24 protein-coding genes are annotated in these 22,320 nt (G+C 52.7%); 22 read left to right on the top strand and 2 right to left on the bottom strand.

Annotated elements, in window-relative coordinates; genetic code table 11:
- The first annotated feature begins 77 nt into the window (after positions 1-77).
- Together H7U36_RS02980 and yfcE are read left to right on the top strand one after the other, a co-directional pair.
- Complete coding sequence (locus H7U36_RS02980) at positions 78-845, top strand: 3-isopropylmalate dehydrogenase (protein WP_191429124.1); 768 nt, start codon at positions 78-80, stop codon at positions 843-845.
- A complete protein-coding gene (gene yfcE, locus H7U36_RS02975; protein WP_033124708.1) occupies positions 842-1,387 on the top strand; it encodes a phosphodiesterase in 546 nt (181 codons plus the stop codon). The genes H7U36_RS02980 and yfcE overlap by 4 nt, the downstream gene beginning before the upstream one ends.
- Positions 1,388-1,419: 32 nt before the next feature.
- Here yfcE and H7U36_RS02970 read toward each other — a convergent pair whose 3' ends face one another.
- On the bottom strand, positions 1,420-2,049 hold the full coding sequence (locus tag H7U36_RS02970; protein ID WP_052083828.1) for a YczE/YyaS/YitT family protein: 630 nt from the start codon (positions 2,047-2,049) through the stop codon (positions 1,420-1,422).
- Between the two features lie 222 nt (positions 2,050-2,271).
- Between H7U36_RS02970 and H7U36_RS02965 the strand changes: the two genes are divergently transcribed.
- From H7U36_RS02965 to H7U36_RS02955, 3 genes are read left to right on the top strand one after another with little or no spacing between them, the layout of a single operon-like run.
- Positions 2,272-3,255, top strand: coding sequence for an AraC family transcriptional regulator (locus H7U36_RS02965; RefSeq protein WP_033124710.1), 984 nt, complete (start codon positions 2,272-2,274; stop codon positions 3,253-3,255).
- On the top strand, positions 3,248-3,973 hold the full coding sequence (locus H7U36_RS02960) for an ABC transporter ATP-binding protein (RefSeq protein ID WP_033124711.1): 726 nt from the start codon (positions 3,248-3,250) through the stop codon (positions 3,971-3,973). The genes H7U36_RS02965 and H7U36_RS02960 overlap by 8 nt, the downstream gene beginning before the upstream one ends.
- Before the next feature lie 38 nt (positions 3,974-4,011).
- Entirely contained in the window at positions 4,012-4,944 is a 933-nt protein-coding gene (locus tag H7U36_RS02955) for a SufB/SufD family protein (RefSeq protein ID WP_033124712.1), read from the top strand.
- Positions 4,945-5,038: 94 nt separating this feature from the next.
- Here the strand turns inward: H7U36_RS02955 and H7U36_RS02950 are convergent, their stop codons facing one another.
- A complete protein-coding gene (locus tag H7U36_RS02950) occupies positions 5,039-6,061 on the bottom strand; it encodes a LacI family DNA-binding transcriptional regulator (protein ID WP_205147700.1) in 1,023 nt (340 codons plus the stop codon).
- Positions 6,062-6,367: 306 nt separating this feature from the next.
- Here H7U36_RS02950 and H7U36_RS02945 point away from each other — a divergent pair, with 306 nt between their 5' ends.
- The 17 genes from H7U36_RS02945 to H7U36_RS02865 all read left to right on the top strand — a co-directional run bounded on the left by H7U36_RS02945 (position 6,368) and on the right by H7U36_RS02865 (position 22,310).
- The gene (locus H7U36_RS02945) at positions 6,368-6,997 is read left to right on the top strand and encodes an AAA family ATPase (protein ID WP_033124714.1); all 630 of its coding nucleotides are present in this window, start codon (positions 6,368-6,370) and stop codon (positions 6,995-6,997) included.
- Between the two features lie 26 nt (positions 6,998-7,023).
- Positions 7,024-8,238 carry an MFS transporter gene (locus H7U36_RS02940; protein ID WP_205147702.1) on the top strand — a complete coding sequence of 405 codons (1,215 nt, stop codon included), beginning with the start codon at positions 7,024-7,026 and terminating at the stop codon, positions 8,236-8,238.
- 87 nt (positions 8,239-8,325) lie between these two features.
- Complete coding sequence (locus H7U36_RS02935; protein ID WP_033124716.1) at positions 8,326-9,699, top strand: NCS2 family permease; 1,374 nt, start codon at positions 8,326-8,328, stop codon at positions 9,697-9,699.
- 24 nt (positions 9,700-9,723) lie between these two features.
- Positions 9,724-11,136 (top strand): NAD(P)/FAD-dependent oxidoreductase, encoded by a 1,413-nt coding sequence (locus H7U36_RS02930; RefSeq protein ID WP_033124717.1) that lies wholly within the window; start codon positions 9,724-9,726, stop codon positions 11,134-11,136.
- 105 nt (positions 11,137-11,241) lie between these two features.
- Positions 11,242-12,099: a hydroxyethylthiazole kinase gene (thiM, locus tag H7U36_RS02925; RefSeq protein WP_330637009.1), complete on the top strand. Its 858-nt coding sequence runs from the start codon at positions 11,242-11,244 to the stop codon at positions 12,097-12,099.
- Positions 12,086-12,715 (top strand): thiamine phosphate synthase, encoded by a 630-nt coding sequence (gene thiE, locus H7U36_RS02920; RefSeq protein ID WP_033124718.1) that lies wholly within the window; start codon positions 12,086-12,088, stop codon positions 12,713-12,715. Before thiM ends, thiE begins: the two co-directional genes overlap by 14 nt.
- The gene (locus H7U36_RS02915) at positions 12,712-13,413 is read left to right on the top strand and encodes an HAD family hydrolase (RefSeq protein ID WP_138302795.1); all 702 of its coding nucleotides are present in this window, start codon (positions 12,712-12,714) and stop codon (positions 13,411-13,413) included. The genes thiE and H7U36_RS02915 overlap by 4 nt, the downstream gene beginning before the upstream one ends.
- Positions 13,410-14,204: a bifunctional hydroxymethylpyrimidine kinase/phosphomethylpyrimidine kinase gene (gene thiD, locus H7U36_RS02910; RefSeq protein ID WP_205155682.1), complete on the top strand. Its 795-nt coding sequence runs from the start codon at positions 13,410-13,412 to the stop codon at positions 14,202-14,204. The genes H7U36_RS02915 and thiD overlap by 4 nt, the downstream gene beginning before the upstream one ends.
- Before the next feature lie 24 nt (positions 14,205-14,228).
- The gene (locus tag H7U36_RS02905; RefSeq protein ID WP_205155681.1) at positions 14,229-15,158 is read left to right on the top strand and encodes a DUF2238 domain-containing protein; all 930 of its coding nucleotides are present in this window, start codon (positions 14,229-14,231) and stop codon (positions 15,156-15,158) included.
- A 167-nt stretch (positions 15,159-15,325) separates the two neighbouring features.
- Positions 15,326-15,757 carry a hypothetical protein gene (locus tag H7U36_RS02900; RefSeq protein ID WP_033124721.1) on the top strand — a complete coding sequence of 144 codons (432 nt, stop codon included), beginning with the start codon at positions 15,326-15,328 and terminating at the stop codon, positions 15,755-15,757.
- Positions 15,758-15,893: 136 nt separating this feature from the next.
- The gene (locus H7U36_RS02895; protein WP_191493617.1) at positions 15,894-16,205 is read left to right on the top strand and encodes a hypothetical protein; all 312 of its coding nucleotides are present in this window, start codon (positions 15,894-15,896) and stop codon (positions 16,203-16,205) included.
- A gap of 3 nt (positions 16,206-16,208) precedes the next feature.
- Positions 16,209-17,255, top strand: coding sequence for a V0D/AC39 family V-type ATPase subunit (locus tag H7U36_RS02890; RefSeq protein ID WP_191493616.1), 1,047 nt, complete (start codon positions 16,209-16,211; stop codon positions 17,253-17,255).
- Entirely contained in the window at positions 17,252-19,198 is a 1,947-nt protein-coding gene (locus H7U36_RS02885) for a V-type ATP synthase subunit I (RefSeq protein WP_191493615.1), read from the top strand. Before H7U36_RS02890 ends, H7U36_RS02885 begins: the two co-directional genes overlap by 4 nt.
- A gap of 2 nt (positions 19,199-19,200) precedes the next feature.
- A complete protein-coding gene (locus H7U36_RS02880) occupies positions 19,201-19,635 on the top strand; it encodes an ATP synthase subunit C (protein WP_033124725.1) in 435 nt (144 codons plus the stop codon).
- A 1-nt stretch (position 19,636) separates the two neighbouring features.
- The gene (locus tag H7U36_RS02875; RefSeq protein WP_191493614.1) at positions 19,637-19,945 is read left to right on the top strand and encodes a V-type ATP synthase subunit F; all 309 of its coding nucleotides are present in this window, start codon (positions 19,637-19,639) and stop codon (positions 19,943-19,945) included.
- An 18-nt stretch (positions 19,946-19,963) separates the two neighbouring features.
- Entirely contained in the window at positions 19,964-20,551 is a 588-nt protein-coding gene (locus H7U36_RS02870; protein ID WP_243426676.1) for a V-type ATP synthase subunit E, read from the top strand.
- Complete coding sequence (locus H7U36_RS02865; RefSeq protein ID WP_330635877.1) at positions 20,544-22,310, top strand: V-type ATP synthase subunit A; 1,767 nt, start codon at positions 20,544-20,546, stop codon at positions 22,308-22,310. The genes H7U36_RS02870 and H7U36_RS02865 overlap by 8 nt, the downstream gene beginning before the upstream one ends.
- The last annotated feature ends 10 nt before the right edge of the window (positions 22,311-22,320 follow it).

Genomic DNA, 22,320 nt, shown 5'->3' with positions numbered 1-22,320 from the left:
AGAGGTTTCAAAGGAAGGAGAGAAATATTTCTGAATGTCTTCTGAGGCCTCCTGCGAAAATTAAAGGAGGAGGGCCTATGGAACAGAAGACAAGGCTGCAGTGGCACCCGGCGTTTGCAGCTGTTCTCAGGATTGAGCTGGAGAAGGAGCTTGACCGGCTGGAGATTGAAGATGAGGTCCAGCTGACGAAAAAACCGCTGCAGATGGATGTGCTACTCATCAAAAAGGACGGGGAGAAGCCAATCGAAAAGAATATTGGCCGCATTTTCAGGAAGCACAATATCATTGAGTACAAGTCGCCGGGAGATAGCCTGAGTGTAAACGATTTCTATAAAGTATACGGCTATGCATGTATTTACCAGTCTGACACGGACAGGGTGATGGAGATCCGTCCGCAGGAGCTGACGCTGACATTTGTGTGCACCCGTTTTCCGAGAAAGCTGCTGAAGCATTTGCGGGGCAATCTGCGCAGGGGCAGAGAGATTGAAGAGCTGATGGAGAGGTATGAGGAACACAGTCATTCCCGGTGGTATCAGTCGGCGATGGATCTGATCGTCCGGGCCAACTGGGAGAAAGTGAAGGAGGAGAAGGATATGTGCGAAGCGTTAAGAGAACTGTTTGCGGATGAGCTTCAGGAGTCGGAAGATGCTGGAGCGGAGAAGCAGATCATTTCCGTCGTGTGTAAGAAGCTGGAGAAAAACAGAGGGGTGTCTGAGATTTCTGAGGCCTTGGAGGAGCCGGAGGAAAAGATCCGCCTCATCTGTGAGGCCGCCGCGGACTATGCGCCGGATTATGACGTAGATAAAATATACAATAAGCTGAGAGAAGGAGAGAGCAGGAAATGAAGATACTGATCGCATCTGACATACACGGGAGCGCCTATTACTGCCGCTGCCTTTTGGAGAGATACCGGGAGGAGAAGCCGGATAAGCTGCTCCTTCTGGGGGATATCCTCTATCACGGCCCCAGGAACGACCTGCCCCGCGAGTACGCGCCCAAGGAAGTGCTGGCTATGCTCAACAAGGTGAAGGAGGAAATCCTGTGCGTCCGGGGGAACTGTGACACGGAGGTGGATCAGATGGTGCTGGAGTTCCCAATCCTGGCGGATTACTGCATTTTGTATACCGGAGACAGGATGATCTTCGCAACCCACGGGCATCAGCACAATACAGCCCATCCCCCTATGCTGAAAGAGGGAGACATTCTTCTGCACGGGCACACCCATGTGCCGGTGCTTGAGGAGTTTGATGGAAAATACTATATCAATCCCGGATCCGTGTCCATTCCAAAGGAGAACAGTGCCCACAGCTATATGATGCTGGAGGATGGCGTGTTCACCTGGAAGGATGTGGAGACGGGGGAGACATACAAGGAGGCAGCGCTGTAGGGCGCTGCCTCCTTTATGCCGGGCAGTTTTCCTCATGCCCGTGCGGCTCTTTTTTTCCCGTACCGCAGCGGTTCCGACACATGTCTGCGGAAGAAGGCAATGACAGGCCCCATGAAAAAGGCTGTGATCACAGTGCCGATTCCCACCGTGGCATGCAGGGAGAAGCCGATGACAACACAGATTACATCGGTGGTGATGCGAAGATACTGGAACTGGAACCGGGTGTGGGCGTCCAGGTACAGGGCGATGACATCGTAGGTGGACACGCCCAGATCTGCTGTGAAATACAGAGCGGCAGCCAGGCTGACGAGAAGGACACCCGCCACAAGAAAGACGCATTTCAGAGCGAGGCCGGGATGGGGGAAGAGAGTGTCCCAGACCCATCCGGAGAACTCGGCTACATAGCCCAGGAGAAAGAGGTTGATAAAGGTGCCCAGACCGATCTTTGCCCTATCCATGAAGAACATGGCGGCCAGCAGGATCAGATTCAGGATCATATAAAAGGTGCCAAAGCCTATGGAGGTCAGATTCCACACACCGTGGGCAAAGACCTGGAAGGGATCCATGCCGAAATCAGAGAAGTTGAACATGCCCACGGCGATACCGTTCAGGGTGATCCCGCAGACAGTCATCAGGATACGTCTTGTCTTTTCGTTTTTCATCACTTTATCTCTCCTTTGCGATTGAACAGGCAGTACCGGAAATGCTTCTGTCAGGACTCGCCAACAGCCTGGTTTGAGGCAGCCTGTCCTGTAATCGGGCTGCCCCACTTGACATACCGGGTGTATACTATATAATTATAGTGCCGGAAACATCCAGCGTCTGTCAAATTCAGACCAATTCATATAATATTTGTACCAGAAATGATAAAGGAGGGGACATGCGTGAGCTATCTGCAGACACAGGACAGGATCCGGGTGGACCAGAGGATGTACGAGCTACAGAAGCACGGGACAAAGGAGTTCCCCTTCCAGGTATATTTTAATGATTTCCCGCACTTTCGGGATCATCTTGAGGACTGGCACTGCCATGCCGAGATGGAGTTTACCGTGGCGCTCAAGGGGGCCTTTGAGTGCGGACTGAATGAAAGGCGGTACAGGATCGAGGCGGGAGAAGGTATATTTGTGAATTCGGGCGTGCTGCATATGTACCGCGCCCTTGGCAAATACGAGGACAGTGAGAGCATATCCATTGTCTTTCTCCCCCAGTTTCTCTCAGGAGGGACGGAGAATCTGATCTTTCATAAATTCATTGAGCCGGTCATGGAGGATGCCGGGATGCGGGGAGAGCCTCTGCGCCGCGGAAGCGGCTGGCAGGAGGAGCTGCTCGTCTGTCTGCGCAGGCTGTACTGTCTGAGCAGAGAGGACGGCTGGCTGACAGAGATGCGCCTTAGGAACCAGCTCTCCCAGGCATGGGAGCTTTTTATCAGAAACTATGCCAGGGGGGACGAGGCGGCGGAAAAGCCTTCCAGGGAAATGATCTATGAGGAGAGGGCAAGGAGGATCCTGCAGTTCATCCAGGAGCACTACTGTGAGGACATCACAGTGGAGGATGTGGCGGAGCAGGTCCACATCAGCAGGACAGAGTGCTTCCGGTGCTTTCAGAAGATCACCGGGCAGAGCCCTAAGAGCTATCTGAACAGTTACCGGATCAGACAGGCTATGCGCCAGCTGGAGACAACGGATGACAGTATCACAGCGATCTGTTTTTCATGCGGGTTCAACAGCATGAGCTATTTTGTGAAGCGGTTCCGGGAGAGCGCCGGCATCTCGCCGGGAAAATACCGGGAACTGACAAGACGAAAGGGAAACACAGAGGAGCTGAACATGAATACGCAGCAAAAGAAAGGAGATCAGGAACATGCTTGAAGTAAAGAACCTGACTTTTAAAGTGAATGAAAACGGTGTGGAGCGAAGCATCGTGAAGGATATCAGCTTTACCGTGGAGAACGGGGAGATGCTGGTGATCACAGGGCCCAATGGGGGAGGGAAATCCACCCTGGCAAAGGTGCTGATGGGGATTGAGAAGGCGGATGCCGGACAGATCATCCTGGACGGGGAGGATATCTCCGGATATGATATCGACCACCGCGCAAAAGCGGGAATCGGCTTTGCCTTCCAGCAGCCCCCGCGATTTAAGGGGATGACAGTGGACCGCCTGCTGTCCTTGGCGGCAGGTGAACCGCTTCCGGAGCAGGTGGCCTGCCGGATGCTCAGTTCGGTGGGACTGTGCGCGAAGGAGTATTTAAAGAGGGAGATCGACGGGACGCTCTCAGGAGGAGAGATGAAGCGGATCGAGATCGCCACAGTGCTGGCCAAGAGCCATAAGCTGTGTATTTTCGATGAGCCCGAGGCGGGCATTGACCTGTGGAGCTTTTCCATGCTCATACAGCAGTTTGAAAGGATCCACGAGAAGAAGGATCAGATGCTGATCCTGATCTCCCACCAGGAGAGGATCATCCGCATGGCGGACAGGATCATGGTCATTGACGATGGACGGATCAAGAATATCGGCCCGAGGGAGGAAGTGCTCCCCACGCTCCTCAAGGAGGAGCCGTCCTGCACATGTATGGATCAGCAGGCGTAAGCAGCGGAAGAAAGCAAAAAGAGAGGAGAAGATGACAGATGCCAGCATTATTAGATAAGATCACAGAACAGGTGCTGCGGCAGATAGACAGCGGCTCCGGATTTAAGCAGGAGGGCGCTTTCAATCTCCGCCAGAACGGAATTTCCCTGTGCCACGGCAGCACGGAGCATATTAAGATAAAGAAAAAGGAAGACAAGCCTGGTATAGATGTATATATAGACGGGGACACAAAGGGCGAGCAGGTGCATATCCCGGTTGTGGTGAGCGCCTCCGGCATGGTGGATATTGTGTACAACGATTTCTATATTGCTGACGGCGCGGACGTCACGATCGTAGCCGGCTGCGGCATCCACAACAGCGGCTGCGATGAGAGTCGTCACGACGGTATCCATGCCTTCCACGTGGGGAAGGGGGCCAATGTCCGCTACGAGGAGAAGCACTACGGTGAGGGTGAGGGAACAGGAGCCCGGGTCCTGAATCCGGTGACAAAGATCTATATGGAAGAGGATTCCATGTTTACCCTGGATACGGCCCAGATCAAGGGCGTGGACTCCACCGTGAGAGAGACTGAGGTGACTATGGGAGCCGGAGCGAAGCTCTATGTGGTGGAGAAGCTGATGACCCACGACAATCAGAAGGCGGAGTCCAACATGGCCGTTTACATGAAGGGGGAGGACAGCTCCGCCCAGATTATCTCCCGGTCTGTGGCAAAGGGAAGCTCTACCCAGGTCTTCCATCCAAGAGCTGTGGGAGAGGCGAAATGCCACGCCCACATCCAGTGCGACTCGATTATCATGGATGAGGCGCAGGTGCGCTCCATCCCGGAGATTGACGCCCGCCATCTGGATGCGGCAATCATCCATGAGGCTGCCATCGGAAGGATCAACAACGAGCAGCTCATCAAGCTGCGCACCTTCGGAATGACTGAGGAAGAGGCAGAAGGCGTGATCGTGGAGGCGTTTTTGAATTAAGTTCATAAGAGCTGCCATATCAGGAACATAATCGTAGATTTAATAAAGGACAGGTAAATGAGGTGGAATTCCACTTTATTTACCTGTCCTTTGATTATCTTTGTGTATACATTTTTTCAGATCCCCGCAAACGTATTTCCGGAATCAAAGATGTACGGATTTTTTCGTGATTTGTTGAAGAGGAGATACGTTTTAAGATAGTTTCGGCGGCATATTCACCTATACTAAAGGTTCTTTTGACTATGGAGGTGATATTAAAATTCAGGCTCCAAAGCAGCTCTACATCACCAAACGCCACGATTGATATATCTTTTCCAATCTGTAGATCATGTGTCAAAAGATATTTTACAAGTCCCAGGGTAAAAATGGTATCAGCAGTGAAAATAGCTGTTGGAGGTGGGCTGAGTGAAAACAGGTCGGAAGCCATTTCATAGGCGGTATCAATTTTTGAAGGCCCAAATTTTACATAATTTGAATTGACGGGTTTTCCGCAATTTGTCAAAGCATCAATATATCCTTGATGACGCTGATGCATATAGAGAATTTCGGGTTTTCCGCACATGATAGCAATTCTCTCATGACCATTTCTGAGCAGAAGAGATGTGGCATCAAAGGCGCCTTCCTGTTCAGCCATGAAAATGTTGTCAAAACTGGAACACTTCATATCTCTTCCTACAACTACAACGGGAACAGATAAATCCTGCAGAGCAGAGATGGTTGCAGGCAGAAAGGCCCCTTTATTATTGACCGGAGAAATGATAATCCCGTCAATATTTTGGTGAGAGAGCTCTCTGATTAGCTCCAGTTCTTTTTTTTCGTCTTCGTTAGAAGAAAAGTACATGATGTTAAAATGCGCTTTTTCAAAAGGATCGTTCAGTCCGGTCAGGATCTCGGCGTAAAAGCTGTCTGTGATGTTAGGGAGTAGGACGGCTATGGTGTTATAGGTTTGTACCTTGACTGTTTGACCTTTCGGACGCTGATAATTTGTCTGAATGAGAATTTCTTCCACCAAATCTCTGGTTTCTTTTTTTACATATCCGTTCCCGTGTATTACACGGGAAACAGTAGCAACGGATACGCCTGCCATCTGAGCGATATCCCTAATAGTAGCTGCCATTTTTTACCTCGCTTGCATTTATACAAAGTAGTAGTGTTTATAGACCCTCTCCAAGGTCTGAATAATCTGTTTTATAATTGTTAATTTATTATATCATATCTCTCTTGCGAAAGCCAACGGTTGAAGTGTAACAAAGTGAATGAAATTACATGTAAAATTGTGTATTATTACACATATAAAATGTAATTAAATGTAAAAAATGCGAATTGAATAGAGGGAGATGTATTGATATAATTGCAAATATAAAGGATCCGGATAATATGTAGCATGTTACACAAACTAAACAAAAGAAAGAGGTAAATAGAGATGGCAGAATTTATGAAATATGATCCGTGGGCTAAGATTACAACAAGAAATGGATTTGCAGGCGATGAGATTATCTCAATGTTGCAAAAGTCGATCAGAAAAGCAAAAGAAGAGAATGCGATCAGAGCGGCTTATGAGATGTATATTACAAGTCCTCAAATGGAAGAAAAGCTGTGGAGACGTCTGCTGGCCATTAGTGTAGAGGATATTGGATTCGGAGATCCAAATGCCTGCGTCTATGTATGGACGTTAAATCAGATCCGCAAAGAATTTCTCTATGCAGACGGGGACAGGTCTCTGTTTTTTATTCAGGCTATCAGGTATCTTTGCAGATGTAAAAAAGAACGTTCCTCGGATCATATCAAATGCAGGATTATGGCGGAGTTTGAACACGGGAAAACACTGGAAATACCTGATTATGCGTATGATATGCATACCCAGAAAGGGAAAGCAATGGGCCGTGATGTGATTCATTTCCTTGAAGATGCCAGCTGTGTTACACCAGAGCTTGAGGATGAGGAGTTTAAAAAGATAAAGGCAGACTATATCAAATTTTGTAAGGAAGATAAAGACAGGATGGAGGGTAGGCCGGAAACAGAGCCTTTTGAATACAATGGATGGCAGTATTGATAGCTGATTGAGAAAGAGGTGATACTATGGAAAAAACTGTGAGTAATGGGATAAGGATGCACGCTTTTTATGTGTTTATGCTTATTTTTATGATTGCATTGGCAGTTACGACTACATTTATTGGCAATCTGACGCCCAATATTATTGAGCATTATGGCCTTAATTATTCACAGGCGGGAAATATAAATCTGTTTTTTCAGATTGGCGGCTTCGCATCTCTTTTACTTGGTGCCTTTTTTTCTGATAAGACGAAAAAAAGCAATATTATTATAGCTGCGGCCATTGTGATGAGTGCAGGGCTTTGCCTCATTGGTCTGGTACCGCCGTATATTTTTCTCCTGATCATTTTATTTGCTCTAGGCATGTCAACACAGATATTGAATATCCTTACATCAGGGTATACATGTGATATTGTGTGTGCAGAAAAACAGAGCGGTTATGTAACATTTTTGCTTTCCTTTTACAGCATAGGATCCACAGTTGCTTCACAGCTCTCAATACGGCTTGAAGATTATGTGTGGACGTCCCGATTTCTTATCATAGGGATTGCCAGCGGTGTATTATCATTATTGTTTCTGGCGTCAAAGCTTATTTTAAAAGAACCTGATAATATCGGAATTGAGGAGGCGGCATCTGTAGAAAAGGCGGAGAAAAATCCATATTCGCTGGCCCATCTTGGGAAAATGCTTCACAATTACAGATATTTTCTAATTCTGATCATGGCATTTTTATATACGGGACACCAGACAACCATTACAATGTGGTTCCCTACCTATCTGACAGAGGATCTGAAATTTTCAGCTGCTTTCATGGGCAGTGTGATTTCGCTATACTGGACCGGAGTGCTGATCGGGCGCATATTATATACTTTTGTTTTTAAAAAGATAAAGGCGGCAGTGTTTATAATGGTCACATCTATCCTCGGAAGCGTGCTGCTTGCTGTGGCCATTCTGGGCGGAACGCAGATCCTATGGCAGATAGGAGTGGCTGGCCTTGGAATTCTGACGGGAGCCTTGTTTCCCCTGTTTATTATGTTGGGATGCTCTCTTTTCCCGCAGAATTCCGGAAGTGCAAGCTCCTTTGTGGGTGTAGCTTTTGCGCTGGGTTCTGCACTGTTCCCCTATATGCTTGGCTTTGTGGCAGAGTATGTGGAACTGAGAATTGCTATATATATTTCAGTATTAGCGTTGTTGGTTATCGGTATCTTGATTCCAGCAGGAAGATTTAACAGTGATAAATAATAGCAGAGCAAGGTGCGGTATAGGAAAAGGTATGTCGCACCTTGGTTTCTGTATAGATTATCAGATATTGTGGAAGAGAGGAAGAAAATGAAGAAGCAGTTAGATAAAATTTTTCATCTGAGCGACAATAATACAAATATAAGGACAGAACTTGTTGCGGGAATCACTACATTTATGACTATGTCATACATTCTTGCGGTTAATCCATCGCTTCTTTCGGAGACGGGGATGGATAAAGGAGCTGTTTTTACGGCGACTGCTCTGGCTGCATTTGTCGGAACGTGGGCTATGGCATTGCTGTCAAATTACCCGGTTGCCCTTGCTCCTGGTATGGGACTGAATGCCTATTTTGTGTATACTGTTGTACAAAGCATGGGATATACATGGCAGATGGCATTGGCGGCAGTTTTTATAGAAGGAATCATATTTATTATATTGTCCTTGTCTCATGTCAGAGAGGCTTTGTTTAATGCAATTCCTCAGAATCTCAAAAATGCGGTTTCTGTAGGCGTAGGAATTTACATTGCGTTTATAGGGCTGCAAAATGCAAAGATTGTTGTGGATAGCACGACTCTTGTTAAAATATACTCTTTTAAAAATTCTATTGATGAGGGAATGTTTAACCGTGAAGGAATTACAGTTGTACTGGGGCTGATAGGGATTCTGATTACATCTGTTTTAGTGATAAAAAAGGTGAAAGGAAATATTCTGTGGGGAATTTTGATCACTTGGGGATTGGGGATTATCTGTCAGCTGACGGGGGTATATACACCAGGTGAAGGCGCTCCCAGCCTGCTGCCGGATTTTTCAGGTGGTATCTCTGTACCGAGTCTTGCGCCTACTTTTATGAAATTTGATTTTTCGCAGGTTTTCTCTTTGGAATTTTTAGTTGTTATGGCCGCGTTTCTTTTTGTGGACATGTTTGATACATTGGGAGCACTGATCGGAATAGCTGGGAGGGCCGATTTGTTGGACAAAGATGGAAAGCTGCCTCATATAAAAGGTGCGCTGACTGCTGATGCAATTGCTACAACAGTCGGAGCCGTATTTGGTACATCCACTACAACCACCTATATAGAAAGTGCCTCAGGAGTAGAAGAAGGAGGGCGTACGGGCCTGACGGCGATCATAACGGGCCTGCTTTTTTTGGCGGCACTTTTCTTGTCTCCTGTTTTTCTGGCTATCCCGTCATTTGCGACGGCACCGGCACTGGTTGTTGTTGGTTTTCTGATGATGACATCTATTACCAAGCTGGATTTTGAGGATATGACGGAGACAATTCCCTGTTTTATTGCTATAATCGCTATGCCTTTTATGTACAGTATCTCAGAGGGTATTGCAATGGGTATTATTTCATATGTTATAATTAATGTCGTATGTGGTAACGCCAAAAAGAAAAGAATAACACTGCTGATGTATATTCTCATGGCGATCCTGCTGATAAAATATATATTGATTTAATTTGTACAATGGAAAGGACAAGTTATGAAAAAATATGACGTGATCATTATCGGGGCAGGCCCGTCCGGGATCTTCTGCGCCTGCCGCCTGAAAGAGCTGGATCCGGACATAGAGATACTGATGATCGAGAAAGGGCGGTCCATAGAGGACCGCTCCTGCCCCAAGCGGGTGACAAAGGAATGTGTGGGATGCCGTCCCTGCTCCATCACCACCGGCTTTGCCGGGGCGGGGGCCTTCTCCGATGGAAAGCTGTCCCTCTCCCCGGATGTGGGAGGCACCCTGCCGGAAATACTGGGGTATGACAGGACACAGGAGCTGATCCGCAGGGCAGATGAGATCTATCTGAAATTCGGCGCGGACAAAAAGGTCTATGGTATCGATGACCCGGATGCCATTGACACCATACGGACAAAGGCCATCCGCGCCAATCTGAAGCTCATCGAATGTCCCATCCGCCATCTGGGGACAGAGGAAGGCTACAAGATTTACGCAAGGCTCCAGCAGCATCTGCTGGACGCGGGTGTGGAGATTTTATTCCGCACTATGGTCCGGGATATCCTGGTGGAGGACGGCCGGGCCGTGGGCGTTGTGACGGAGGACGGACAGGAGTACCGCGCCGGGGCTATCGCGGCCGGCGTGGGAAGAGAGGGCTCCGAATGGTTTGCAAGGCTGTGTGAAAACCACCAGATCCAGACAAAGAGCGGCACAGTGGACGTGGGTGTCCGGGTGGAGGTCCGGGACGAGGTCATGAAGGAGCTGAACGAGAAGCTCTACGAGGCCAAGCTTGTCTACTATACCCCCACATTTGACGACAAGGTGCGGGTGTTCTGCACCAACCCCTCAGGGGAGGTGGCCACAGAGTACTACGACGGCGGACTGGCTGTGGTAAACGGACACGCCTACAAGTCCCGGGACATGAAGACGCGGAACACCAATTTTGCCCTCCTCGTGTCCAAGAATTTTACCGAGCCCTTCAAGTCCCCCATTGAATATGGAAAACACATTGCCCAGCTTGGAAATATGCTGAGCGGTGGAAAGATCCTTGTGCAGAGGTACGGGGATCTGAAGAGGGGACGGCGGACAACCGAGGAGCGGCTTGTGCGAAGCAATGTAGTGCCAACCCTGAAGGATGCAGTGCCCGGGGATCTCTCCCTTGTGCTGCCTCACCGGATCATGACAGCCATCCAGGAGATGATAGAGGCTCTGGATAAGGTGACGCCCGGCATTGCCAGCGATGAGACCCTGCTCTACGGCGTGGAGGTGAAGTTTTACTCCAACAAGGTGGTGACGGACAGACAGTTCCGCACCTCCCTTCCAGGGCTCTACGCCATGGGGGACGGCGCATCCATCACAAGAGGGCTGATGCAGGCCTCTGCCAACGGGCTGTGTGTGGCGGAATGTATCGACGCAGAGCGAAAAGAGAATACGCAGGCATAGCTCCTGCATGACAACGCCCGGCTCTTGTATTTTTACAGGCCGGGCGTTATACTGTAACTAATTTTCCGGTACAACCGGGAAAAAAGAAAGAGGAGGGAGAACGGCATGAACGGGGAAGAGAGACGGGAGAGAGGCGGTATGTCCATGGCGGAGCAGGCGGCGCTGCTGCTGGACAGACTGCAAAGGAGAAGGCCCCTTGTCCACTGCATCACCAACTATGTGACCGCCAACGACTGCGCCAACATCCTCCTGGCCATAGGGGCCTCCCCCATCATGGCGGACGACCCGGAGGAGACGGAGGAGATCGCGGCTGCGGCCTCCGCCCTTGTCCTCAACATGGGAACCCCCTCCAGGCGGAAGCTGGAGGCCATGATCCGTGCCGGCAGGAGGGCCAATGAAAAAGGAATTCCCGTGATCCTGGACCCGGTGGGGGCAGGCGCCTCCCGGCTTAGAAGAGAGATGGCAGAAAGCCTCATCCGGAAGGTCAGAGTGGACATCCTGCGTGGCAATGTGTCGGAAGTCTCCTTTGCGGCGGGCCTTGCCTCCCGTGAAAAGGGGGTGGACGTATCCGAGGCGGACCGGGGGATCGACCGGACAGAGGCGGCCCTGGCGGCGGCCAGGCGACTTGGCTGCACTGTGGCAGTGACCGGCGAGGTGGACGTGGTGACTGACGGAAGACGGACGGCCAGGATCCGGGGCGGCAGCTCCATGATGGCCAGGGTGACCGGGACCGGCTGTATGACCAGCGCCCTGGCAGGGGCTTTTGCCGGAGCCGGAGCAGAAAGAGGAGATGCCTTCCCCGCTGCTGTGGCTGCTCTGGCATCCATGGGGATCGCCGGGGAGACGGCCTTTGAGAAGGCAGGACATTTAGGATGCGGCAGCTTTCATATAGCCCTCCTGGATGCCGTGGGAGGCCTGAACGAAAAAAGTATAAGGGAGAGAGCAGAAATTGAAGAAGGATAAGATCGATTATACATTATATCTGTGCACGGACCGGGGCCTTATGAGCACAGATACTCTGGAAGAAGCGGTAGAGCAGGCAGTCAGAGGAGGCTGCACCGTGGTGCAGCTCCGGGAGAAGGACTGCACGTCCCTGGAGTTTTATGAGACCGCGAAAAAGGTCAAGAAGATCACGGACAGGTACCAGGTACCTCTCATCATCAACGACCGGGTGGACATTGCCCTGGCTGTGGATGCGGACGGCGTCCACGTGGGACAGGACGATCTTCCGGCAAAGGAGGTCAGGCGGATCCTGGGACCGGACAAAGTAGTCGGCGTATCTGCCGGGTGTGTGGAGGAGGCTGTGAAGGCGGCCGCAGACGGGGCGGACTACCTGGGAGTGGGAGCCATGTACGCTACCAGTACAAAGGAGGACGCGGATGTCACCTCCAGGGAGGAGCTTCTTCGGATCCGGGCGGCTGTGGATATTCCTATCGTGGTGATCGGCGGCATCAACCAGCATACCTATCAGAACTTTAAGGGCATTGGCATTGACGGCCTGGCCGTGGTGTCGGCAGTGATCGCGGCGGAGGATATTGAAAAGGCGGCCAGGGAGCTGTCAGAAGGCTTTCGCAGTTGAAACGAGAATGGCAGGAGAGGAACCAGGGAATGATAAAGTACAACGGAAAAATGTGGGAGGGCGCAGTGTTTGACCTGGACGGGACGATCCTGGACTCCATGTGGATCTGGGAGAGCGTAGACGGCAGGTTTCTTGCAAACCACGGCCTTCCCGTTGAGGAGAGCTACCTGAAGGCCCTGACCAATATGAATTTTCCCCAGGCGGCAGCCTACACAAAGGAGCGGTACGCCATGGCGGAGAGCGAGGCGGCCATCATGGAGGAGTGGTATGCCCTGGCCAGGGGGATGTACGAGAAGGAGATCGGCCTGAAGCCCCACGCGGCGGAATATCTGGAGTACCTGCATCGGGCAGGTGTGAAGATCGCCGCGGCCACATCCTCGGAGCCGGTGCTCTTTGAGGCGGCTCTCAAAAACAACGGAGTCTACGACTATTTCCACACCTTTGCCCTCTCGTCGGAGACGCCCCACGGGAAGGACACGCCGGAGGTCTACTGCCTGGCGGCCAAAAGGCTGGGGACAGAGCCCCAGAGGAGCATTGTGTTCGAGGATATTTTAAAGGGGATATGCAACGCCAGACAGGCCGGATTTTACACCGTGGCCGTGGAGGATAAGTCCGCCGCGGAGGAGATGGAGCAGATCCGGGCGGAGGCGGATGTGTACATTACAGACTACAGACAGATGAAGGAGATTGAAAAATGAAGTGTGTGCTGACTATAGCCGGGAGCGACTGCAGCGGAGGCGCAGGCATCCAGGCGGACATTAAGACCATGGAGGCAAACGGGGTGTATGCTATGAGCGCGGTGACGGCCCTGACGGCCCAGAATACCACCGGCGTGTACGGAATTATGGAGTCCACGCCGGAGTTTCTTGAGAGCCAGCTTAACTGTGTCTTTTCAGATATTTTTCCGGACGCGGTGAAGATCGGCATGGTCTCCTCCGTACCCCTCATCCAGGTGATCGGGGACAGCCTTACAAAGTGGAAGGCTTCCAATATCGTGGTGGACCCGGTGATGGTATCCACAAGCGGCAGCAGGCTCCTCAAGGAGGATGCCCAGGCGGCGCTTATGGAGAGACTTTTGCCGCTGGCGTCAGTGATCACCCCCAACATCCCGGAGGCGGAGGTGCTGACAGGAATGTCCATCGTCAGTGAAGAGCAGATGGAGGAGGCGGCCTGCCGGCTGGGAGAGCTGTACCCGGGGGCGGTGCTGATCAAGGGGGGACACCAGGTCAGCGACGCCAACGACCTGCTGTATGATCAGGGAAAGCTGGTCTGGCTGCGGGGAGAGCGCATCGACAACTCCAACACCCACGGCACCGGATGCACCCTGTCCTCGGCCATTGCCAGCAATCTGGCCAAGGGCTTTTCCATGGAGGAGAGCATCCGCAGGGCAAAGGCCTATATCTCAGGAGCTCTGCGGGCAGGCCTTGACCTTGGAAAGGGGAGCGGCCCCATGGACCACGGCTACGCGATCCCGGATACGGACTTTTAGCCGGGGCGGAAAGAGAAGGTGGATATGAAAAAGAAAAGACGGTGGAGAAAGCGCTGGAGAGTCATGGGAAGGGCGCTCCACATGGAGATACGGGAGCACAAAAGCTCCTTTATGGTCTATGTGGTCCTCAGGGCCCTTGTCATCATCATGATGGTGCTGCAGATCCTGAACCGGAATTTTGAGAATGTGTTCCTGTGCGCCCTGACGCTGGCGCTGCTCATTGTGCCCAGCTTCATACAGGTAAACCTGAAGATCGAGCTGCCTACCGGGCTTGAAATCATCCTGCTGCTCTTTATATTTGCGGCGGAGATATTAGGAGAGATACAGGCCTACTACATACGCATCCCCCAGTGGGATACGGCTCTCCACACGGTGAACGGCTTCCTGATGGCGGCTATCGGCTTTTCCCTTGTGGACATACTGAACCGGAATAAGAGATTTTCCATCCAGCTCTCTCCGGTCTTTGTGTCCATCGTGGCCTTCTGCTTTTCCATGACCATCGGCGTGGTGTGGGAGTTCTTTGAGTTTGCCATGGATAAGTTCTTTCTGCTGGATATGCAGAAGGATACTGTGTTGCATACCATCAGCACAGTCATGCTGGATCCCACAGGCGGCAATCACACGGTCGTCATCCGGGATATCACGGATGCGGCGGTGAACGGGGAAAGCCTGGGGCTGGGCGGATACCTGGACATCGGCCTCTATGACACCATGGCGGATCTCTTTGTCAACTTTGTGGGCGCAGTGATCTTTTCCATTATCGGCTACTTCTATGTGAAGAAAAGAGGAGAAGGGAAATTTGCCTCACGGCTGATCCCAAGGCCCAAGGAGGCGGAGCGTGATTTTCTGGAAAAGGCCATGGAGGAGGCTGTGAAGGAGGAGAAGCGGGAGGAGAGCCTGGAGGGTGCTGAAAGGAAAGGCGCCGACAGGAAAGCCGGCCCGGAAAAAGTATAAAATCTGCGCGGTCTGGCAAAAAGCAGCATGCACAGAGTATATAAAGGCGTATTCTGGCCCATACTATCTGTATCGGGGACCTTCGCCGGCCCGGCATGCCGGAGCCGGCAGGACAGGTGCCGGGGACAGTGCGGCAAGCAAATATGATAAAAAGGAGTCGTGGATGTATGGGTGAGCAGACAAGAAAGCTTTTGGAGGAGTGCAGCAAGGGGTGTAAGATGGCCATAGGCAGCATAGATCAGATCCAGGAGCACGTAAAGGACAGGAAGCTTAAGGAGCTGATCAGTGGCTACAGAAAGAAGCACAGAGATCTGGAGGAGGAGAGCGGAGCCCTTCTGGCAAAAGAAGGAGAGGGGGCGCCGCCGGCAGGGCTGGCCGCATCGGCCATGTCCTGGATCACTACCAACGTGAAGCTGATGATGGACGAGAGCAGCAGCAGGATCGCGGGGCTCCTCATGGACGGCTGCAATATGGGCGTCCAGGGGATCACAGAGGCAGCCAACAGGTATAAGGAGGCCTCCCGGGAGAGCCGATCCGTGGCGGAAAAGCTGGTGAAGCTGGAGGAGCAGTTCGCAAAGGATTTGAAAGTGTATTTATAAAGATAAGGCGCTGATTTCAGATATGGAACCAGCGCTTTTTTAATATACTGAAATATTTCCAAAATCCTTTGCTTTTTTTGCGCAAAAGGTGTACCATTAGGGTAAATTGGCATTTCGTACAAAAAGGAGGCTTGTTATGGACTCTGTTATCAACAAATTGACTGAAATCGAAGAGGCCGCTTCTGCCATTGTCTCCCATGCGGAGGAGCAGAAGGCGGCTCTGGACAAGGAGTACGAAGAGAAGAGGAAGGCCTTTGACGAGGAACTGGAGGAGAAGACACAGCGAAAGCTGCAGGCGATCCGGGATGAGCTGGAGGGAGAAAAGAAGAGGCTCCTTCACGGACAGTCGGCGGGAAGCCAGAACTCTATCCAGCTCCTGCGGCAGGAGTATGAGGCAAACCACACAAGGTATGCCAGTGAGATCCTGGAGCGGATCACAGAGGTGTAGCCTATGGGAAATTTACTTGCTTACAGCGGCATTGCCACAAAGGTGAGGGCTATGGAGGCGAAGCTTCTGGGACCGGGGGATTTTGAGGAGATTGCAGCCATGAAGAGCGTGCCGGAGGTGGTCTCCTGGCTGATCCAGAATTCCACCTACAAGGAGGTGCTGGAGAGCCTGGATCCGGAGCTGATCCACAGGGGAAATATTGAGAAGCTCCTGCAGCTCTCCCTCTATCACGACTACACGAAGATTTACCGGTTCTGCAGCCTGGAGCAGAGGAAGTTCCTGCGGCTGTATCTGAAACGGTATGAGGTGGAGCTGATCAACTACTGCCTCCGCATTGTCATCAACCACTACCAGGAGCCCTTTGACCTGAACTACAAGAAGGAATTTTTTGACAGGTATTCCCAGATTTCCATCGAAAGGCTGATCCGGTCCAGGACCACGGATGAGCTCATCGAGAACCTGCGTGACACGGAGTACTATGAGACTTTGAAAAAAATGCGGGACGGGCGGGCGGTGACTCTTTTTGACTACGACCTGGCTTTGAACCTGTACTATTTTACGACGATGTGGAAGGGCAGGAAAAAAGTGCTGAAAAAGAAAGAGCTGGAGATTTTCACCAGGGACTGCGGCTCCAAGATCAACCTTCTGAACATTCAGTGGATCTACCGGGCCAAGAAGTATTTCAGCCTGGCGCCGGCAGACATCTACGCGCTGCTCATACCCATCCACTACAAGCTGCGGACAGAGCTGGTGCAGGAGATGGTGGAGGCCGAGACGCTGGAGGATTTTGACAAGGCCGTTGCAAAGACAGCCTACGCCCGGCACAGTCATTTTTCAGATGAATATACAATAGAAAAAATGTATGGGGACTGCCTGTATCATCTCTATCTGACGGACCGCAGGAGCAATCCGTATTCCATTGCCTGCATCAACACCTACCTCTTTTTGAAGGAGCAGGAGCTGGAGAAGCTGACAACAGCTATGGAGTGCGTCCGCTACGGCGTTTCGCCAGATGAGACACTACAGTATGTGGGAGGTCGCAAATTATGATCGTGAAAATGAAATTTATCAACATATCGGGGCCCAGAGACGACATTGACCGGGTGATGGACCTGTATCTGTCCAGGTACGAGATCCAGCTCGAGTCAGCCCTCTCCGAGCTGAAGACCGTGGAGAACCTGCGGCCCTTTGTGGAGATCAACCCCTACAGGGACGCCCTTCTGAAGGCCCAGCAGTATGTGGGGTATCTGAGTGAGCCGGAGAAGATCACGCCGGATACCTCCATGGGGCTGGATGACATATTTGAGCTGATCCGGGTGACCAACGAGGAGTACCTCACCTTTCAGTCCCGGAAGGATGTGCTGAAGCGCAGGCAGGAGGAGCTGCAGGCAAAGCAGAAGGTGATTGAGCCCTTCCGGCCCATGGACGGGGATCTGGGGAAAATCCTTTCCTTTAAGTATATTACCTGCCGGTTCGGAAAGCTGCCGTCGGAGCAGTACCAGAAGATGGAGAAATATCTCATGAACGACCTGGGAGCCATCTTTGTGAAGGGGCAGCAGGACGAGAGCAGCGTGTACGGAGCCTATTTTGTCTCTCCAGGGGAGGCTCAGAAGGTGGACGCCGTATTCCGGTCCCTCCACTTTGAGCGGATCGAGATCCCGCCCCAGTACAAGGGGACGCCGGAGCAGGCCTGCCGGGATCTGGCGCAGCAGATATTTGATATCCAGAGGGAGATGGACGACATAGACAAGGAGGCCGCGAGGATGCTGGGCGAGAAGGCTCCCCGGCTGGTGGCGGCCCGGAACCGCCTGGAGGAGCTGGCGCACAACTTTGACGTCCGGAAGATGGCTGCCAGGGTGGCGGACAAGAAGGAGGACTACTACATCCTGTGCGGCTGGATGGCGGACGACGACGTGGAGAAATTCATGGAGGAGGCCAAGGACGACGACAAGATCTTTATCGTGGTGGAGGATGACCATGACAGCTACTTCGGCGAGCCTCCCACCAAGCTGGAGAACCCGAAGATCTTCAAGCCCTTTGAGATGTTTGTGCGGATGTACGGCCTTCCGGCTCACGGGGAGATCGACCCCACCGTGTTCGTGGGGATCACTTACTCCTTTATCTTTGGCGTCATGTTCGGAGATGTGGGGCAGGGGCTTCTCCTGGTCATAGTGGGAGCGCTGATCTACCATTTCAAAAAGGCGCCTCTGGCGGGGATCATCGCCACGGCGGGGATCTTCTCCACGATCTTTGGTTTTATGTTCGGGAGTATTTTTGGATTTGAGGATATCATAAAGCCGCTGTGGCTGAGGCCCATTGACCATATGACCACCCTTCCCTTTGTGGGCAAGCTGAACACGGTGTTCATTGTGTCCGTGGCCTTTGGAATGGGGATCATCATCATAGCCATGATCCTGCACATTGTCAACGGCCTGAGGGAGCACGATACCCAGGGAACCTGGTTTGACGCCAACGGGGTGGCGGGACTTGTGTTCTACGCCTCGGTGGTGGCGGTGATCATCCTCTTCATGACCGGCCACAGCATGCCGGCGGGGGTGGTGCTGGCAGTCATGTTCGGGCTGCCGCTGCTCCTCATCCTCTTTGGAAAGCCCATCACAGACAGGCTGAAAAAGAAGAAGGCGAAGCAGGAGGAGGGAGCGGTGATGTTCCTTGTACAGGGATTTTTCGAGCTCTTTGAGACGCTGCTGAGCTATTTCTCCAACACCCTCTCCTTTGTCCGTATCGGAGCCTTTGCCGTCAGCCACGCCGCCATGATGGAGGTGGTGCTGATGCTGGCGGGAGCGGAGGAGGGAAGCCCCAACTGGGTCGTCATCGTCCTGGGCAACCTGTTTGTGTGTCTGATGGAAGGCCTGGTAGTCGGAATCCAGGTTCTCCGTCTGGAGTACTATGAAATGTTCAGCCGCTTCTATAAGGGAAGCGGCCGGGCGTTTGATCCATATACGAAAAAGAACAAAAATAAAGGAGGAGCTTAATTATGACTCTTGCATCCAGACTCATTCTCATCGCAGCACTGATCTTAAGTATCATCATCCCCTTCGGGTACTACCTGCTGGGGGAGAAGAAGAAGGGGCGCTACAAGGCCGCCCTGGCGACAAACATATTTTTCTTCTTCGGCGCCTGCATCATCGGCAGCATCATGATGTTCCATGGGGCCGACGTGCAGGCTGCGGACGCGGCCGCCCAGGCGGCGTCCAATGCCACAGGACTTGGCTATATCGCCGCCGCTCTGGTAACCGGTTTATCCTGTATCGGAGGCGGTATCGCCGTGGCCAGCGCTGCCAGCGCTGCTCTGGGGGCCATCAGCGAGGACTCCAGCGTGCTGGGCAAGTCGCTGATCTTCGTGGGACTTGCGGAAGGTGTCTGCCTCTACGGGCTTATCATCTCCTTCATGATCCTGGGACAGCTGTAGGATGAAAATGTATCTCATCAGTGATAATGTGGATACCTACACGGGTATGCGCCTGGCAGGGGTGGACGGCGTGGTCGTCCACGAGAGGGAGGAGCTTTACGGAGCGCTCCAGGATGTCCTGCAGGACAAGACAGTGGGCATTGTGCTTCTCACAGAGAGGCTGGGCCGGGAGTTCCCGGACATGATCGACAAGTTCCGGCTGGAGCGGAAGATGCCCCTTCTTGTGGAGATACCCGACAGGCACGGAACCGGCCGCAGCAAGGACTTTATCACATCCTATATCACGGAAGCCATCGGGCTGAAACTATAAACAAAGGAGGGATACCTCTTGACAGTAGAAGAAAAAATCGCCCACATACAGGCAGTTTCCATGGAGGAGGCCCGGGCGGAGGGAAATGAGATCATCAGCGCCTATAAGGCGGCCCTTGAAAAGGTGTTTGAGGATCACAAAAGAGAGGCTGTCCGCCAGTCAGAGACGCGGGTGCGGGCGGAGAGCACCAATGCCAGGCAGCAGAAGAACCAGGCCATGGCAAAGGCTCAGCTGGATCTGAAGCGGAAGCAGGGCAAGGTCCAGCAGGAGCTGAAGGACAAACTCTTTGCGGAGGCAGAGGAGCTTGTCCGGGAGTTTATGAAGACAGCGGACTATGATGCCTTTCTTGTAAAGTGCATACGAAGCGCTCTGGATTTCGCGGCCGGCGAGGAGATGACGCTCTACATCAATCCCTCCGACGCGGACAAGAAAGAGCGGCTGGAGCGCGAGACAGGGACGGCCCTGACAGTCAGCGCCGAGGATTTCACAGGAGGCATGCGGGCTGTGCTCAGGGGAAGAAATATCCTCATCGACCACTCCTTCAAGACCGCCCTTGCCAACGAGTATGACAAATTTGTGTTCTCAGGAGGTGATGACATTGGTTAAGACGGGAAAAATCTACGGCATCAACGGACCGGTCATTTATCTGAAGGGAAACACAGGCTTCTCCATGTCGGAGATGGTCTATGTGGGAGAAGAGAGACTGGTGGGAGAGGTCATCGCCCTTGACAAGGACCAGACCACCATCCAGGTGTACGAGGAGACCAGCGGACTGCGCCCCGGCGAGACCGTGGAGGCCTCGGGGGGACCGGTGTCCGTGACCCTGGCCCCCGGCATCCTGAACAATATATTTGACGGCATCGAGCGCCCCCTGGAGAGGATCGCGGATATCGGCGGCGCCTTCATCACAAGGGGAGCTGCCGTGGACTTCCTGGACAGGGAGAAAAAGTGGGAGACCCACATTACGGTGAAGGAGGGGGATTACCTTCACGGCGGGGACATCTTCGCGGAGGTGCCTGAGACAAGGGCCATTGTCCACAAGTGCATGGTGCCCCCGGATCTGGAGGGGACGGTTGTCTCGGTGGTCAGCGATGGCAGCTACACTATCGAGGAGCCCCTTCTCACACTGCAGGCCGGAAACGGGACCCAAAGCCAGATCCCCATGGCCCAGAAGTGGCCCATCCGCAAGGCCCGCCCCGTGAGCCAGCGGTGCGGCGCCTCTGTCCCCCTTGTCACGGGGCAGAGGATCATAGACACTATGTTCCCTATCGCCAAGGGAGGCACCGCGGCCATCCCGGGAGGATTTGGAACCGGAAAGACCATGACTCAGCACCAGATTGCCAAGTGGTCGGACGCGGATATCATCATCTACATCGGATGCGGTGAGCGTGGCAACGAGATGACCCAGGTGCTGGAGGAGTTCGGGGAGTTGACAGATCCAAGGACCGGCAACCCTCTGATGGACCGGACCACCCTCATCGCCAACACCTCCAACATGCCTGTGGCCGCCCGTGAGGCCAGCATTTACACAGGGCTCACCCTGGCGGAGTACTACAGGGATATGGGCTACGATGTGGCCATCATGGCGGACTCCACCTCCCGGTGGGCGGAGGCCTTAAGAGAGCTCTCCGGACGTCTGGAGGAGATGCCGGCCGAGGAGGGCTTCCCGGCCTACCTGGCCTCCCGCCTCTCCGCCTTCTACGAGAGGGCGGGCATGATGCACAACTTAAACGGCACAGACGGTTCCGTCAGCATTATCGGCGCCGTGTCCCCCCAGGGAGGAGATTTCTCTGAGCCTGTGACCCAGAACACAAAGCGTTTTGTGCGCTGCTTCTGGGGGCTGGACAAGAGCCTTGCCTACGCCAGGCATTTTCCGGCCATCCACTGGCTCTCCAGCTACAGCGAGTATCTGACGGATCTGGCGCCCTGGTACCAGGACAATGTGTCGCCCAAGTTCATCGACTATCGGAACCGGCTCATGGCTATCCTCAACCAGGAGAGCAGCCTGCTGGAGATCGTGAAGCTGATCGGAAGCGACGTGCTGCCCGACGACCAGAAGCTGATCCTGGAGATCGCCAGAGTGATCCGGCTGGGCTTCCTGCAGCAGAACGCCTTTCACAAGGATGACACCTGTGTGTCCATGGAAAAGCAGTTCCTTATGATGGACACCATCCTGTATCTCTATAAGCAGGCCAGAGCCCTTGTGACCATGGGCCATCCCATGTCTGTGCTGAAATCAGAAAATATCTTTGAGCGGGTCATTGCCATCAAGTACGATGTGCCCAACGACCGCCTGGAGATGTTTGCCCAGTATAAACGGGACATCGACAGCTTCTACCAGCGCGTGCTGGAGAAAAACGCATAAAGGGGGAAGA

Origin of the sequence: Faecalicatena fissicatena (genome assembly GCF_016900595.1) — a bacterium.
Taxonomy (GTDB): domain Bacteria; phylum Bacillota; class Clostridia; order Lachnospirales; family Lachnospiraceae; genus Claveliimonas; species Claveliimonas intestinigallinarum.
The sequence above is the reverse complement of the archived record's forward strand: the minus strand, read 5'-3'. Positions and strand labels throughout refer to the sequence as shown.